The 13,903-nt window shown below is 64.0% G+C and carries 13 protein-coding genes; 5 read left to right on the top strand and 8 right to left on the bottom strand.

Annotation, left to right across the window (positions count from 1 at the left end):
- Positions 1-182: 182 nt before the first annotated feature.
- From dut to ubiE, 4 genes are read right to left on the bottom strand one after another with little or no spacing between them, the layout of a single operon-like run.
- A complete protein-coding gene (dut, locus tag GWE18_RS34085) occupies positions 183-641 on the bottom strand; it encodes a dUTP diphosphatase (protein WP_275190049.1) in 459 nt (152 codons plus the stop codon).
- The gene (coaBC, locus tag GWE18_RS34080; RefSeq protein ID WP_275190048.1) at positions 638-2,080 is read right to left on the bottom strand and encodes a bifunctional phosphopantothenoylcysteine decarboxylase/phosphopantothenate--cysteine ligase CoaBC; all 1,443 of its coding nucleotides are present in this window, start codon (positions 2,078-2,080) and stop codon (positions 638-640) included. The genes dut and coaBC overlap by 4 nt, the downstream gene beginning before the upstream one ends.
- A 55-nt stretch (positions 2,081-2,135) precedes the next feature.
- A complete protein-coding gene (gene ubiB / locus GWE18_RS34075) occupies positions 2,136-3,710 on the bottom strand; it encodes a 2-polyprenylphenol 6-hydroxylase (RefSeq protein ID WP_275190047.1) in 1,575 nt (524 codons plus the stop codon).
- The gene (gene ubiE, locus GWE18_RS34070; RefSeq protein WP_275190046.1) at positions 3,707-4,468 is read right to left on the bottom strand and encodes a bifunctional demethylmenaquinone methyltransferase/2-methoxy-6-polyprenyl-1,4-benzoquinol methylase UbiE; all 762 of its coding nucleotides are present in this window, start codon (positions 4,466-4,468) and stop codon (positions 3,707-3,709) included. The genes ubiB and ubiE overlap by 4 nt, the downstream gene beginning before the upstream one ends.
- Before the next feature lie 78 nt (positions 4,469-4,546).
- Here ubiE and mutM point away from each other — a divergent pair, with 78 nt between their 5' ends.
- Positions 4,547-5,428 carry a bifunctional DNA-formamidopyrimidine glycosylase/DNA-(apurinic or apyrimidinic site) lyase gene (gene mutM / locus GWE18_RS34065; protein ID WP_275190045.1) on the top strand — a complete coding sequence of 294 codons (882 nt, stop codon included), beginning with the start codon at positions 4,547-4,549 and terminating at the stop codon, positions 5,426-5,428.
- Entirely contained in the window at positions 5,416-5,982 is a 567-nt protein-coding gene (locus GWE18_RS34060; RefSeq protein WP_275190044.1) for a GNAT family N-acetyltransferase, read from the top strand. Before mutM ends, GWE18_RS34060 begins: the two co-directional genes overlap by 13 nt.
- Positions 5,983-6,079: 97 nt before the next feature.
- Here the strand turns inward: GWE18_RS34060 and GWE18_RS34055 are convergent, their stop codons facing one another.
- Positions 6,080-6,850 carry a ParA family protein gene (locus tag GWE18_RS34055; RefSeq protein ID WP_275190043.1) on the bottom strand — a complete coding sequence of 257 codons (771 nt, stop codon included), beginning with the start codon at positions 6,848-6,850 and terminating at the stop codon, positions 6,080-6,082.
- Between the two features lie 271 nt (positions 6,851-7,121).
- Complete coding sequence (locus GWE18_RS34050; RefSeq protein ID WP_275190042.1) at positions 7,122-8,501, bottom strand: serine protease; 1,380 nt, start codon at positions 8,499-8,501, stop codon at positions 7,122-7,124.
- 252 nt (positions 8,502-8,753) lie between these two features.
- On the opposite strand from GWE18_RS34050, the gene moeB reads away from it, so the two are divergent.
- A complete protein-coding gene (gene moeB, locus GWE18_RS34045) occupies positions 8,754-9,557 on the top strand; it encodes a molybdopterin-synthase adenylyltransferase MoeB (protein ID WP_275190041.1) in 804 nt (267 codons plus the stop codon).
- A 3-nt stretch (positions 9,558-9,560) separates the two neighbouring features.
- On the opposite strand, the gene GWE18_RS34040 is transcribed toward moeB, so the two are convergent.
- Positions 9,561-10,556 (bottom strand): aldo/keto reductase, encoded by a 996-nt coding sequence (locus GWE18_RS34040; RefSeq protein WP_275190040.1) that lies wholly within the window; start codon positions 10,554-10,556, stop codon positions 9,561-9,563.
- A gap of 118 nt (positions 10,557-10,674) precedes the next feature.
- Between GWE18_RS34040 and GWE18_RS34035 the strand changes: the two genes are divergently transcribed.
- The gene (locus tag GWE18_RS34035; RefSeq protein ID WP_275190039.1) at positions 10,675-11,595 is read left to right on the top strand and encodes a LysR family transcriptional regulator; all 921 of its coding nucleotides are present in this window, start codon (positions 10,675-10,677) and stop codon (positions 11,593-11,595) included.
- A gap of 177 nt (positions 11,596-11,772) precedes the next feature.
- Here GWE18_RS34035 and GWE18_RS34030 read toward each other — a convergent pair whose 3' ends face one another.
- The gene (locus tag GWE18_RS34030; protein ID WP_275190038.1) at positions 11,773-12,774 is read right to left on the bottom strand and encodes a D-glycerate dehydrogenase; all 1,002 of its coding nucleotides are present in this window, start codon (positions 12,772-12,774) and stop codon (positions 11,773-11,775) included.
- A 355-nt stretch (positions 12,775-13,129) separates the two neighbouring features.
- On the opposite strand from GWE18_RS34030, the gene GWE18_RS34025 reads away from it, so the two are divergent.
- On the top strand, positions 13,130-13,657 hold the full coding sequence (locus tag GWE18_RS34025) for an SH3 domain-containing protein (RefSeq protein WP_275190037.1): 528 nt from the start codon (positions 13,130-13,132) through the stop codon (positions 13,655-13,657).
- The last annotated feature ends 246 nt before the right edge of the window (positions 13,658-13,903 follow it).

Here is a 13,903-nt window from a genome sequence, read left to right as displayed (position 1 = left end):
ACTAATAGGAGTGAGCGCGCCCGGACGCAAAACCGGACCCCACTTTTGCTGGTCGCGCTCTGCACGAATCGGGTCGAGAGTATCCCCTTCGGGAGTCAGCCGGTAAGAGTCCAGACCGTGAACGCAAATTTGGCTGTGAAAAATTCGGCCGTTACCGTTGAGAGTCGCCTTTACCAACCGATTCAGCGTCCTGTCGAGCCGAAACCGCCACTGCCGCGGTCGGTTGTTGGAAGCGACACCACCGGAACGAGTTGCGCCTGCACGACAGGCGCGATCACCATCTGCGCGATGCGCTCGCCGCGCCGGATCGGGAACGACGTGTCGCCATGATTGATCAAGAGCACGTTGACCTCGCCGCGGTAATCCGCGTCCACCGTGCCCGGCGAATTCAAGACGGTGACGCCATGTTTGGCGGCAAGTCCGGAACGTGGCCGTACCTGGGCCTCATATCCTGAAGGCAGCGCGATCGTGAGCCCGGTCGGCACCATTGCGTATTTGCCCGGAGGCAGGATCAGGGGCGTGTCCGCCGGCACTGCCGCGAGAAGGTCGAGCCCGGCGGCGTCGGCGCTCTGATAGGCCGGCAGCGCGAGACCTTCGCCGTGCGGCAATTGGCGGATGTCGACCTTCACTGTCGCGCTCACGAACTCTTCTCCACGGTTTTTGCAATCTTCGCCACCAGTTCGGCTGCGACCTGTTCCTTGGTCATTACCGGCCAGGAGTCCACCTTGATGTTGTCGACGTTGTTATCTTCGCCGTCGCGCGTCAGCAGATGAACGGTGTTGCGATCGCCGCCCATCACCCCTAGCGCGGGCGAGACGTCGTTGGCGACGATCCAGTCGCAGCCCTTGCGCGCGATCTTGGCCTTGGCGTTGTCGATCAGATGCTCGGTCTCGGCGGCAAATCCGATTACCAGCGGCGGGCGCTTGTCTTTCAGTTTCGAAATCGTTGCGAGAATGTCCGGGTTTTCCACCAGTTGCAGCGGCGGCATGCCGGCGGAAGTCTTCTTCAGCTTTTGCTCGCCTTCATTGGCGACCCGCCAGTCGGCGACGGCGGCTGCGAAGATCGCGATATCGGCCGGCAAGGCGGCTTCGACCCGATGCAACATGTCGCGCGCCGATTCCACCCGGATCACGGTCACGCCTGCGGGATCGCGCAATTCGACCGGGCCGGAGACCAGCGTGACATCGGCACCCGCTGCCTGCGCGGCGGCGGCGATGGCAAAGCCCTGTTTGCCGGAGGAACGGTTGGCGATATAGCGCACGGGGTCGATCGCCTCATGCGTCGGCCCCGCCGTGATCAGCACGCGCTTGCCTGTGAGCGGGCGCGGCCGCGGCGGACGGAGAATGTCGACGGCAGCGGCGGCGATTTCGATCGCCTCCGACATCCGTCCGACGCCGGCCTCACCCGCTTCAGCCATCTCGCCGACACTGGGGCCGATCATATGGATGCCGTCGCGCCTAAGCTGCAGCACGTTGCGGCGGGTGGCGGCATTATTCCACATCAAGGGGTTCATCGCCGGCGCCAGCAGGATCGGCCGGTTCGCCGCCAGCAGGATGGCGCTGGCGAGATCGTCGGCGTGGCCGTGCGCCATCTTCGCCATCAGATCCGCGGTTGCCGGCGCCACCACGATCAAATCGCATTCGCGCGCCAGCCGGATATGGCCGGCGTCGAATTCGCTGCCGGGGTCGAACAGGTCAGTGTAGACACGCTCGTGCGACAGTGCGCTGGCGGAAAGCGGCGTGACGAATTGCTGCGCGGCCTTGGTCAGCACGCAGCGGACGTCGATGTGCCGCTCCTTCAGCCGCCGGATCAGCTCCAGCGATTTGAAGGCGGCGATGCCGCCGCCGATGATCAGGGTGACATTCCGCTCGCTGGAAGGGCTGACGGAGCGCGAGGCCAGCCCGGGGGCCTCTGTGGACGGTGGCGAGGAGGCGCCGCCTGGCAGTTCGGAGCGCCCCTGTATCAGCTCCCCGAGGATGACGCGGACTTCCTCTTCGACCGAGCGGCCGTTCCCCGCCGAGCGGAGACGCAGATAGGCTTTGACGGTTTCGTCCAGTTTTCGGATGGTTAGGCTGGCCATGGCGGCCTCCAGCGAGCGCTGCAATCAATGCTATCACGCTCTGACAGCATTGCAATCACAACTGTCGGATAGCGATCAAAATTCCGATAAAGGTCACCGCAATGATCCAGAGTGCCACCGTCCGCCAGCGGCTCTTGCGGCCCTCGGCGCGGCCCAGGGCGGCGATCGTCTCCGGCGACAGCGTCAGGCCCTCCCGGGTCATCTTCTCCATGTGCTCGATCACGGCGACTGCCCGGGAAGCGATTGCCGGCAGGCTCGCCGCCACGCGGCTAAGCTCGCCGGCGCCGGACATCGCGCTCTGAACCCGCCCGAGGGGGCCGAGATTGCGCTCGATCCATTCGCGCACCACGGGATCGGCCACCTTCCAGATATCGAGCTTGGGGTCGAAGCCGCGCGCGACGCCTTCGACCACCACCATGGTCTTTTGCAGCAGGATCAGTTCGGGCCGGGTCTGCATGTCGAACAGCCCGGTGACCTCAAGCAGCAGCGTCAACAGCTTCGCCATCGAGATTTCTTCGGCGGTGCGATTATGGATCGGCTCGCCGATGGCGCGGATGGCTTGCGCGAAATTCTCGACCGAGTGATGGCCCGGCACGTAGCCGGCCTCGAAATGCACCTCCGCGACGCGGCGGTAGTCCCGCGTGATGAAGCCCAGCAAAATCTCCGCAAGGAAACGCCGCTCCTTCAGCCCGAGCCGGCCCATGATGCCGAAATCGACGGCCACCAGCCGTCCGGTATCGTCGAGAAACAGATTGCCGGGATGCATGTCGGCATGGAAGAAGCCGTCGCGCAGCGCATGGCGCAGGAAGCTCTGGATCACCTTGCGCCCGAGATCGGGCATGTCGACATGCGATTGTTGGAGCCGCGCGTGGTCGTTCAGCGCGATGCCGTCGATCCACTCCATCGTCAGCACGTTGTGAGTGGTGCGGTCCCAGTCGACGGCCGGCACGCGGAAATCCGGATCGTCCCGTGTGTTCTCCGCCATCTCGGACAGGGCGGCCGCCTCGAGCCGCAGGTCCATCTCCATCGCGACCGTGCGGGACATCGTGTTGATGACCTCGATCAGCCGCAGCCGCCGCGCTTCGGCCGAATGCGCTTCCGCATTATGGGCGACGAAGAAAAAATCGGAGAGATCGCGCCGGAAGCGCGTGGCGACATTGGGCCGGAGCACTTTGACGGCGACCGGCCGGCGTACGCCATGCCGCTCGATCTCGCCGCGATGCACCTGCGCAATCGAGGCGGCGGCGACCGCCGGCCCGAGGCTGACAAACGCTTTAGCCACAGAGCGTTCCAGCGACGCGGCAATCACGGCCTCGGCTTCGCTTTGCGAAAACGGCGGCAGGCGGTCCTGCAGGCTTTCCAGATCGCGGGCCATCGCGACGCCGACCACGTCGGGCCGGGTCGCCAGAAACTGTCCGAGCTTGAGATAAGCGGGGCCGAGCCGTGTCAGCGCGCGCGATAGCCGCGGACCGGATTTGTCGCCGGGGCGTTCGATCAATCGCGCCAGCCGCAGCGCGAGCTGACCGGGCGGTGGCACCAGGCTCGGGTCGACGACGCCGAACACGCCTTCGCGTGCGAACACGTAAGCGGCGCGGACGAGCCGCGCGATGTGGGTGGCCGCAGAAATCACAAACGCCAGCCCGAATGCAACGCCACGATACCGCCGGAAAGGCTTTCCCACTTCACCCGGGAAAAGCCGGCGTCGCGGATCATCTCGGCAAATACATTGGGCCGGGGGAATTTCCGGATCGATTCGACGAGATACTGATAGGATTCAGCATCGCCCGTCACGGCGCGGCCGAGCGGCGGAATCACCTTGAACGAGAATAGGTCATAGAGCCGGTCGAGCCCCGGAACGTCGACGGTGGAGAATTCCAGGCACAAAAATCTGCTGCCGGGCCGCAGCACGCGATAGGCTTCGCGCAGCGCGGCGTCGATCCGCGGCACGTTGCGAATGCCGAACGCAATGGTGTAGGCGTCGAAAGAACGCGCCGGAAACGCCAGTGCCTCGGCATTGCCCTCGACAAAGGACACCTGCTGGTCGAGATGACGCGCGAGCGCGCGGTTGCGGCCAACCCCGAGCATGTCGGTATTAATGTCGCAGACAGTGGCGTGAAAGCCTGCACCTGCCGCCCCGGCTGCGCGGAAGGCGATATCTCCGGTGCCGCCGGCGACGTCGAGCAGCGCAAACGGCGCATCGCCCTTCGGCGGATTGAGCGCATTGATCATGATGCCTTTCCAGACCCGGTGCAGGCCTGCGGACATCAGGTCGTTCATCAGGTCGTAGCGGGACGCCACGCTGTGAAATACGTCGTTCACCAGCGTCTGCTTATCCCCCAGGGGCACGTCCCTGTAGCCAAAATGGGTGGTTTGATCCGGCCGATCCATCACTTTACTCCATTACCGGACCATAGCGCGCCCGCCGCAATGGCGCTATCACGTCACCTCCATAAGGTGAATGCCTGCATGCCTGAATTGCCCGAAGTTGAGACCGTCCGCCGCGGCCTGCAGCCCGCCATGGAGGGGTCGAAAATCCTCAAAGCGGAAGCCCGGCGCAAGGATTTGCGGTTTCCCTTTCAAAAAGACTTTATCGCGCGGCTGGAAGGTCAGACCGTGACCGGTCTAGGCCGCCGCGCCAAATACCTGATGGCCGATCTCGCCTCCGGCGACGTGCTGCTGATGCATCTGGGCATGTCCGGCTCGTTCCGGGTGCTCGAAGGCGACTTCAACAACGCGCCCGGCCAATTCCACCATCCGCGCAGCGACGACCGCACGCACGATCATGTGGTGTTTCACATGTCATCGGGCGCGGCGATCGTGTTCAACGATCCGCGCCGTTTCGGTTACATGAAGATCATCGCCCGCAATGCGCTGGAAGATGAGCCGCTGTTGAAGGGCCTCGGCCCCGAGCCGCTCGGCAACGAATTCGACGCCGCGATGCTGGCGCGCTCATGCTTCAACAAGAAGACCAGCCTGAAGGCCGCGCTGCTCGACCAGCGCGTGGTCGCAGGGCTCGGCAATATCTATGTCTGCGAGGCGCTGTACCGGTCGCATCTGTCGCCGCGCCGATTGGCGGCGACGCTGGCGACGAAAAAGGGCGAGCCGACCGACTATGCCGGGCGGTTGGTCGGCGCGATTCACGCGGTGCTCAATCAGGCGATCAAGGCCGGCGGCTCCTCGATCAACGACCATCGGTTGACCTCGGGCGAACTCGGCTATTTCCAGCATTCATTCCAGGTCTATGATCGCGAAGGCGAGAAATGCCAGACCAAGGGCTGCGGCGGCGTCGTGCGGCGCTTCGTGCAGAACGGCCGCTCGACCTTCTGGTGCCCGAAATGTCAGAAATAACCCATACGCCGACGCTGCATACGGCGCGACTGATCTTGCGGCCGCTCGCGCTGTCCGATGCGCCGGCGATCCAACGTCATTTCAACAACTGGAACATCATCCAGCATCTCGCGTCGGTTGTCCCCTGGCCATATCCGGAGGACGGCGCGAATACCTTCATCGCGAGGGAATTGGAAAGGGTGGCCGCGGGCGAGGAAATCTATAATTGGATGCTGACGCTGCGCGGCGGTGACGGCGAGGCGATCGGGAATATTCGCTTTCGCCCGAGGTCGGACAATGCGAAGGGCAACCGAGGCTTCTGGCTCGCGGAGCGCTATTGGAATCAGGGCCTGATGAGCGAAGCCGTGTCGGCGGTAAACGATTTTGCCTTCCGCACGCTCGGGATCGAGAGCTTCTACGCCTGCAATGCGGTGACCAACGTAGCGTCACGCCGGGTCAAGCAAAAGACCGGCGCCGAACTTGTCGGCTACGTCGAGCTTGCCCATCACAGCGGTCAGGCGCTCGCGGAAAAATGGCGCGTGACGCGGGAGAACTGGCTGCGCCGGAACAGGTAGGCGGAGCGAAGCAATCCAGCCGGGGCTGGTGGCCTGGATTGCTTCCGCCTTCGCTCGCCAAACTTCGGCGGACAAGTCGGCGTCGCCGCAGAGGGGATCAGCTTCGAGCCGGCGCTCTCAGGAAGAAGGCACTGTCGTTTTGGGTGGAGGGCAGAGCCGCCATGGCGGGAAGCCTCGCGGGCGTTTCCACGATTTCCTCGATGATCGGTTCGTCGGCAGCCGCAGCCTCATTGCCCAGCCGCGCCTCGACCCACCGCCAGAGATCGCGGATTTCTTCGGCGGATTTGCTGCCGGGTGCGTATTCGCAGACCGCGAGGCCGGAGCTCAGCGCGTCCTGGTGATCGTTGCGCATCATGATGATGGGTCGGGCAACGATATCGTCGATGTCGAGCGCGGCCTCGTTACTCAGCGCGTTCTCCGCGCCGGCGAGGCGCGCCGCGCCCCGGATCGGCGTCTGGTTCAGGACATAGGCGAACGGCTTGTGCCAAGCCCTGATGACGCTGAGGGTGGCGGCAGTCGCCTCGATGTCGGCGATGCTGGGGCGGGTCGGGATCAGGCAGAAATCGGCATAACGAATGGCTGAATTGGTCGCCGCACTGATACCGCCGGCGGTATCCACGATCGTCACCGTCACGCCCTCGCGGCCAAGCGATTGCAGGCGTTGTTCGACCTCCCTGGCGGCATAGATCGGCTCGACGATCGGCGCGGCATAGGGGCGTCTCCGCTTCCAGTTCGAAAGCGTGCCTTGCGAGTCCGTCTCGATCACGCGGACGGTGTGTCCGGCCCGGATGGCGGCAAGCGCAAGGCTGATGGTGAGCGTGCTTTTCCCCGAGCCGCCCTTCTGGGTGGCCAATACGATCGTCTGCATTCTGGATCCTCTGGATGGCTTTCAGGCATTTGGATTACGCCACACGAGCCGCGCCGCATTCTGCGACGTCGAGATACGCGCTCGCTCAGACGTGCCCAGCCCGATCCAAAGGTCAGGGGATCGCGGTAGTCCGAATCAGTCAGCTTGCAATGATGCCCGATTCTGGAATGGTGGTCATCCGGGCAAATACTGCCGTGCGGCGCATTTTGCCGCCAATGAAACCACAACAAGAAACGGGACGAAACAGCATGAAGGGGTCATTGGCGGGAGCTTACTTCCTCACGCAGATCACGCGGACCACCGACGCCTTCGCATCGCTCGCTCCGCCGGCCGCGCCGACGCCATTAGCCTTGAGGAAGCCGCGCACGGTGTCGGTGGTCACCAGCACCGCCTGCGCCGCGGGTGCACCGTTTGCCGGCCCGGCTATTTGAACCGGTTTCAACAGCGCGATGCCGGCAAACTTGCCGTCGCCATCATGCGCGGGCGCGCCGGAAAAGCCGAGCGCCGGCGCGGGCGACAGCGCGATATCGCTGCCGCCGCCAAGCTGGGCTACCGAAGCCTTGACGCTGGTCACGGCGGCGCCGCCACCCTGGTTCTGCGGATCGGCAATGCCGGTGAGGTCGAGCGCGGTTTTCGTGGCGGCGTCGGCGAGATCGAGGGCTTTCAATCCGCGCGCGCCATAGATGCGCAGCAGCGCGATATCGTGCTCCTTGTCCTCGGCGACGCGATCGGCATTGCCGAAGCCCGCGATCGCGACCGTGAGGCAGCCGTCGGTAATCTGGCGGTCGGCAATGATCGCGCCGTCGTCGCCGACCACAACGCCTGTGCCGTATTCCACGGTCTTGCGCGGGGGCGGCCCCGCGATTTGCGCCGCCGCCGGGAACGCGTTGAATGCGCTCGACATCGCGATCACGACCGGTTCCACGGTATTCTCGGTCGCCTGATCGTAGAGAATGGTGAGGATGCGGACCTCGTCACCCCTGAACGTCCCGCGCATGTAGAATTTCTTCAGGCCCTGCAGGCCGGACAGCACGAAGAAATCAGGCTTGACCACGGTGTAGTCGGTGCTGCGCCCCGGCTCCTTCTTCTCGCGCTCGGCGAGCTTTGCCGTGGTGGGACCGGCTTCCTTGCGCCGCGCCAGTTGAACCTGGATCGTGCCGGTCGGGGAGGTCCATTTGGTGCCGTTGGCGTCGCTGGCTTGCTGCGGCACCAGTTTGCCGGGAATGCCGAGCCGCACCCCGATGCCGGGATCGGTGACGATCTTCCAGCCGACGCTTTCCTGTTTTTTCTTGGCGGTGTCGGCGAGGACGCCGCGCTCCTGCGGATTGAGCACACCGGTCTGCTTGGCTCCGCGGGATTTCTGGAATTCCTTGATCGCATTGACCATGCGCTCGCTGACGTCGCCCGTGATCGCGCCGTTATACTGCCCGACCCAGGCGAGATCCGACTGCAGCGCCAGCCGCTCGGCCTGCCCCAATGCCTTGGCCGTGTCCTCGGGCTTCTGCGGCGCGGGACGGATCGGCACCGTCGTCACCGGCTTCGCCTTGGCCCCTGCGGTGGACGGCGGCGTCATCTGCGCCCGCGCCGGTGGTCCGGAGGCCGCCAAACCCAAGGCTGCCATCATCAATGTTGCCGAAAGCACCGATCTCATGACAAATCCAGGAGAATGCCGGAGTGGAATAGGGGAGCGCTCATTGACGTCCCGCCAATTAAGCACATCTGCTTAGTCGGCACCAACCGCGCCCCGGTTCAGAGGCTCATTGAGGTCCTCATCCTGACCGCGAAGCGGCCGTCTCGAAGGATGGCTGCGGGCGAGATCGGGGCCTCGTGGTTCGAGACGCGCGTTCCGCGCTCCTCACCATGAGGGTTTGATAGGCGTGATGTGGAAGGATCTGAAACGACCATGCTGACGGCTGACGAACTCGAACGCTATGCCCGCCATATCGTGCTGCGCGAAGTCGGCGGCCCGGGGCAGGCCGCGCTGAAAGAGGCGTCCGTGCTGGTGATCGGCGCCGGCGGTCTTGGCGCGCCGGTCCTGATGTATCTGGCGGCGGCCGGCGTCGGCAGACTCGGCGCGGTTGATGACGACATCGTCTCGCTGTCCAACCTGCAGCGCCAGATCATCCACACCACGCCGGACATCGGACGGCGCAAGGTAGATAGCGCGGCGGAGACGGTTCATGCCCTCAACCCCCATGTTCACTTCGAGGCGCATGCGGTTCGCCTCGATGCGGGGAATGTGATGTCGCTGATCGACGACTACGATCTTGTGCTCGACGGCTCCGACAATTTCGAAACCCGCTATCTGGTTTCCGATGCCTGCTTCTTCGCCGGCAAGCCGCTGATCACGGCGGCGCTGGGGGTGTTCGACGGATCGCTGACCACGATCCGTGCACATGAACGGGACGCCGATGGTCACTTCAACCCGACCTATCGCTGCCTGTTTCCCGAGCGGCCGCCGCCGGGCACCGTGCCGGCCTGCGCCGAAGCCGGCGTGATGGGCGCGCTGGCGGGCATGCTGGGTTCGATGATGGCGCTGGAAGCGATCCGGGAGATCGTCGGCTTCGGCGAGAGCCTGGTCGGGCGGCTGGTCATGGTGGATGCGCGCGCGATGCGATTTGAAACCTTGCGTTACACGCGTGATCCGCAAAACCCGCTCAACGGCGATACGCCGGTCATCGTCGATTTAAGCGGGCACGCGGCGTAGTATTCACCGCTTCTCGCTGTCCATATGCGCGAGCTGCGCCTCGGGATAGCGCGCCCCCGCGGCCGCGCCCGGCGGGAACGCATCGGCAAGTGCGGCCAGATGAGCCGGCGTCAGCTTCACGTCGAGTGCACCGAGCGCTTCAGCGAGACGGTCGCGACGGCGGGCGCCGACCAGCGGCACGATATCGTTGCCCTGCGCCGCGACCCAGGCGATGGCGACCTGCGCCGGCGAAGCACCGACATCGTCGGCAATTCGTCGCAACGAGTCCACCAGCACCAGGTTGGCATCGAGATTGCTGCCCTGAAAGCGCGGGCTGATGGCGCGAAAGTCCTGCGCGCCGGACCGATCCTTGGTCCAGTGACCGCTGATCAGGCCGCGCGCCAGCACGCCGTAGGCGGTGATGCCGATGCCAAGCTCGCGGCAGGTCTTCAGGATGTCGTTCTCGATGCCGCGTGCAAGCAGCGAATACTCGATCTGCAAGTCGACGATGGGATGCACGGCGTGCGCCCGACGAATGGTGTCGGAGCCGACTTCGGAAAGACCGATATGTCTGATCCAGCCGGCTTTCACCATGTCGGCCATCGCGCCGACGGTTTCTTCGATCGGCACATCCGGATCGAGCCGCGCCGGCCGATAGATGTCGATGGTGTCGACGCCGAGCCGCTGCAGCGAATAGGCGACAAAATTCCTGATCGCGGCCGGGCGGCTGTCATAGCCGAGAAAGCCCTTGTTGGGATCGCGCAGCGCCCCGAACTTCACGCTGATCTGCAGATTATCGCGTTTACGGCCAGCGAGCGCTTCGCGGATCAGCATCTCATTGTGGCCCATGCCGTAGAAATCGCCGGTGTCGAGCAACGTAATTCCTGCATCGAGTGCGGCATGGATCGTGGCGATGCTCTCGCTGCGGTCGGCGGGGCCGTAAAAATCTGACATGCCCATGCAGCCGAGGCCGATCGCTGAGACGGTGGGGCCGGTGGAGCCGAGTTTGCGTTTTTCCATGATGGTTCTCCTCGAAATCGTGGGGCGTTACGCGCCGTGATGACGAGGCTGATATGAACCCTCTCAATGGTGACGATAAGCTGGACAATTCCAAATAGCTTGTTCACTATATCGAACAATGAGGAATTTTGATCTCCGCGATCTCGACGCCTTCGTTGCCGTGGCGCGCACCCGGAATTTCCGCCGCGCCGCGACCGAGCAGGGCGTCTCCGTCTCCAGCCTCAGCCAGCGGCTGCGCGACATGGAGGAGCGGCTCGGCGTCCGGTTGATGAATCGCACGACGCGCAGCGTCGCCCTCACCGAAGCCGGCGAGCTGTTATTGGCCCGCGTCGGCCCGGCGATATCAGATGTCGGCGCGGCGCTCGACCAGGTGCGCGGCCTGCGCGCCGTGCCGTCAGGACGTTTGCGCATCAATGCGCCGCCGCCGGCGATCGATCTGGTGCTGGCGCCGATGGTCGCTCCGTTTCTTGCAGCGTATCCCAAGATCGATCTGGAGGTCGTCGGCGAGAGTTCGTTCGTCGATATCGTGGCCCAGGGTTTCGATGCCGGCGTGCGCTACGGCGAGCATCTGGCGCAGGACATGATCGCGGTCTCGCTCGGGGCGCCACAGCGCTACGCCGTGGTAGCCTCGCGCGAGTATGTCGCGCAGCATGGCCGGCCGAAACATCCGAAGGAGCTGCTCGATCACGCCTGCATCCGCACCCGCTTTGGCAGCGGCGCGATGCTGGATTGGGAATTCGAAAAGGCGGGCCGCGTCGTCAAGGTCTCGCCGCCGGCAAAGTTGATCGCGACCCATCTGGGACTAGCGCTACGCGCCGTCCATGATGGCACGGGCTTCTGGCTGACATTCGAGGGTTACGTTCGCTACGGCATCAAATCAGGTGCGCTCGTCAGCGTACTCGACGATTGGTGCGCGCCGTTTCCTGGACCGTTTCTGTATTATCCGAGCCGCCGCCAGCCGCCGCCGGCGCTGGCCGCGTTCGTAGCCTTTGTCGCGGAGTGGCGGAAGCGCGAGCGGCGCAGGAATAAGCCAGCATAGTTAGCCACGAACTCGTCGTCGTCCCGGCCTTGAGCCGGGACCCATAACCACTGGCTGACGTGATTGTGCCGAGCTTGTGCTCCAGCTGTTAGCTACAATTGACTTCGGTGGTTATGGGTCCCCGCGCCCCGTGCGCAATTGCGCACTAGGCGGGGACGACTCGCCGAGTAATCCCGCTCACAGCATGCTGGGCAGCACGCGGTCCGGCGGCTTGTGGTTGTCGAGGAAGGTCCGGATATTGATGATGACCTTCTCGCCCATCTCGACGCGGCCTTCGATCGTTGCCGAGCCCATATGCGGCAGCAGCGTCACCTTGCCGGCTTTCGCCAGCCGCACCAGTTTCGGATTGATCGCGGGCTCATGCTCGTAGACGTCGAGGCCGGCGCCGCCGACGTCGCCGGCTTCGATCAACTTGATCAGCGTGTCCTCGTCGATCACTCCGCCGCGCGCGGTGTTGACGATATAGGCGTCTTTGCGGATCAGCTTCAGCCGCCGCGCCGACAGCAGATGATAGGTCGCCGGCGTATGCGGACAGTTCACCGAGATGATGTCCATCCGCGCCAGCATCTGATCGAGGCTTTCCCAATATGTCGCGCCGAGTTCTTCGGCGATGCGCGGCGCCACGGGACGGCGGTTGTGATAGTGGATCTGCAGGCCGAAGGCGCGCGCCCGCCGGGCCACGGCCTGGCCGATCCGGCCCATGCCGATGATGCCGAGGCGTTTTCCGCCGATGCGATGGCCGAGCATCCAGGTCGGCGACCAGCCCGGCCAGCTCTTGCCGTCGGTCAGGATCGAGGCGCCCTCGATCAGTCGCCGCGGCACCGCGAGAATCAGCGCCATGGTCATGTCGGCGGTGTCTTCGGTCAGTACCTTCGGCGTGTTGGTCACCGTGATGCCGCGCGCATGCGCCGCCGTGACGTCGATATTGTCGACGCCGTTGCCGAAATTGGCGATCATGCGCAGCTTGCAGTCGGGATCTTTGAGGATCTCTTCGCTGATCATGTCGGTGACGGTCGGCACCAGCACGTCGGCCGTGCGGACCGCATCCGCAATTTGTTCCGCCGTCATCGGCGCATCATCGAGGTTCAGCCTCGCGTCGAAAAGTTCGCGCATCCGGGTCTCGATCGAGTCCGGCAATTTGCGGGTGACGACGACGAGAGGTTTTTTCTTAACCGACATGTCCTGCTCTCATGAGGCTATGGCTTGCCAACCCTTCAGGCCGTCAAAGGCTTCGCCGTTCAGACCTCATTAACCCGGTTGTTCGACACTGCAGACGCCGCGCGGTCCCGGTGTCCCGCTGTTTCCTTGGTGGTCTTGGGTTCCCAATACTTACCTCGGATAAGCAAGCGGAAAATCCGGGCGTTCTTGTTCTCGGCGTTCCGTCCTCTCTATCAGAAGGCCGGGCCAAGACAAGAACCCCTCGGAAGTCACAATCCGGGGTGCGACGCAGCAGGGGTTTGGGGTTTTCGGGCGTTAGCGGGCGGTCTCAACTTGAAGAATTTGAGTTGGGAGTATCTCGGCAGGAGACGAGTTGATGGCGTTGGGGCGTTTCTGTTCGGTGGCGGTGCTGGCGGGGTGCTGGCTTCTTGCATCGGTCAGCACCGGGTTTTCGGCCAAGGATTCGGCCATCACCACGAGCGGCCTGCCGGTGCCGCGATATGTCAGCCTCAAATCCGACCATGTGAATGTCCGGGCCGGTCCGACCAAGGACAACGACGTCGCCTGGATCTATACCCGTTCGGGCCTGCCGGTCGAAGTAACAGCCGAATTCGAGAACTGGCGCCGCGTGCGCGATTCCGAAGGCGCCGAGGGCTGGGTCTATCATTCCCTGCTGTCCGGCCGCCGAACCGCGGTCGTCACCATGAAGACCAAGGACGATCTTGCCTCGCTCTACGATCGGCCCGATCCGACCAGTGCGGTAGCGGCCCGCCTGCAGGCCGGCGTCGTCGCACAAGTCAAGAAATGCACCAATGGCTGGTGCCGAGTGATTGGCAACGGCTTTGACGGCTGGATCGAGCAGCAAAGGCTGTGGGGCGTCTATGCCGACGAGAAGGTGGATTGATATCTTCGGTCGTCCCTGCGAACGCAGGGACCTATACGCAGCGGCCTCTCTGAGAGGCGAGCCGGCAGACGCCTTCCCAAAACAACAAGCATTTGTGGTTATGGGTCCCTGCGTTCGCACTAGCTGATTCACACATCTTTGAGGGTTTCCCACGCCGCCGCCATGCCCAAGAAGTACTGGAGGCCATGCCGCATGGTGATGGGGCCCGGTTTGGTGCGTGGGTATCCGTCCCACCCGCCGAGGCGA

It is taken from the genome of Bradyrhizobium sp. CSA112 (assembly GCF_029051645.1).
Classification (GTDB): domain Bacteria; phylum Pseudomonadota; class Alphaproteobacteria; order Rhizobiales; family Xanthobacteraceae; genus Bradyrhizobium.
The sequence above is the reverse complement of the archived record's forward strand: the minus strand, read 5'-3'. Positions and strand labels throughout refer to the sequence as shown.

What these genes read in the sequence shown, in the direction of transcription:
- coaBC (WP_275190048.1), bottom strand. Translation starts at nt 2,080, where the DNA reads ATGGCCAGCCTAACCATCCGAAAACTGGACGAAACCGTCAAAGCCTAT.
- ubiE (WP_275190046.1), bottom strand. Translation starts at nt 4,468, where the DNA reads ATGGATCGGCCGGATCAAACCACCCATTTTGGCTACAGGGACGTGCCC.
- mutM (WP_275190045.1), top strand. Translation starts at nt 4,547, where the DNA reads ATGCCTGAATTGCCCGAAGTTGAGACCGTCCGCCGCGGCCTGCAGCCC.
- GWE18_RS34060 (WP_275190044.1), top strand. Translation starts at nt 5,416, where the DNA reads ATGTCAGAAATAACCCATACGCCGACGCTGCATACGGCGCGACTGATC.
- GWE18_RS34055 (WP_275190043.1), bottom strand. Translation starts at nt 6,850, where the DNA reads ATGCAGACGATCGTATTGGCCACCCAGAAGGGCGGCTCGGGGAAAAGC.
- GWE18_RS34050 (WP_275190042.1), bottom strand. Translation starts at nt 8,501, where the DNA reads ATGAGATCGGTGCTTTCGGCAACATTGATGATGGCAGCCTTGGGTTTG.
- moeB (WP_275190041.1), top strand. Translation starts at nt 8,754, where the DNA reads ATGCTGACGGCTGACGAACTCGAACGCTATGCCCGCCATATCGTGCTG.
- GWE18_RS34040 (WP_275190040.1), bottom strand. Translation starts at nt 10,556, where the DNA reads ATGGAAAAACGCAAACTCGGCTCCACCGGCCCCACCGTCTCAGCGATC.
- GWE18_RS34035 (WP_275190039.1), top strand. Translation starts at nt 10,675, where the DNA reads ATGAGGAATTTTGATCTCCGCGATCTCGACGCCTTCGTTGCCGTGGCG.
- GWE18_RS34030 (WP_275190038.1), bottom strand. Translation starts at nt 12,774, where the DNA reads ATGTCGGTTAAGAAAAAACCTCTCGTCGTCGTCACCCGCAAATTGCCG.
- GWE18_RS34025 (WP_275190037.1), top strand. Translation starts at nt 13,130, where the DNA reads ATGGCGTTGGGGCGTTTCTGTTCGGTGGCGGTGCTGGCGGGGTGCTGG.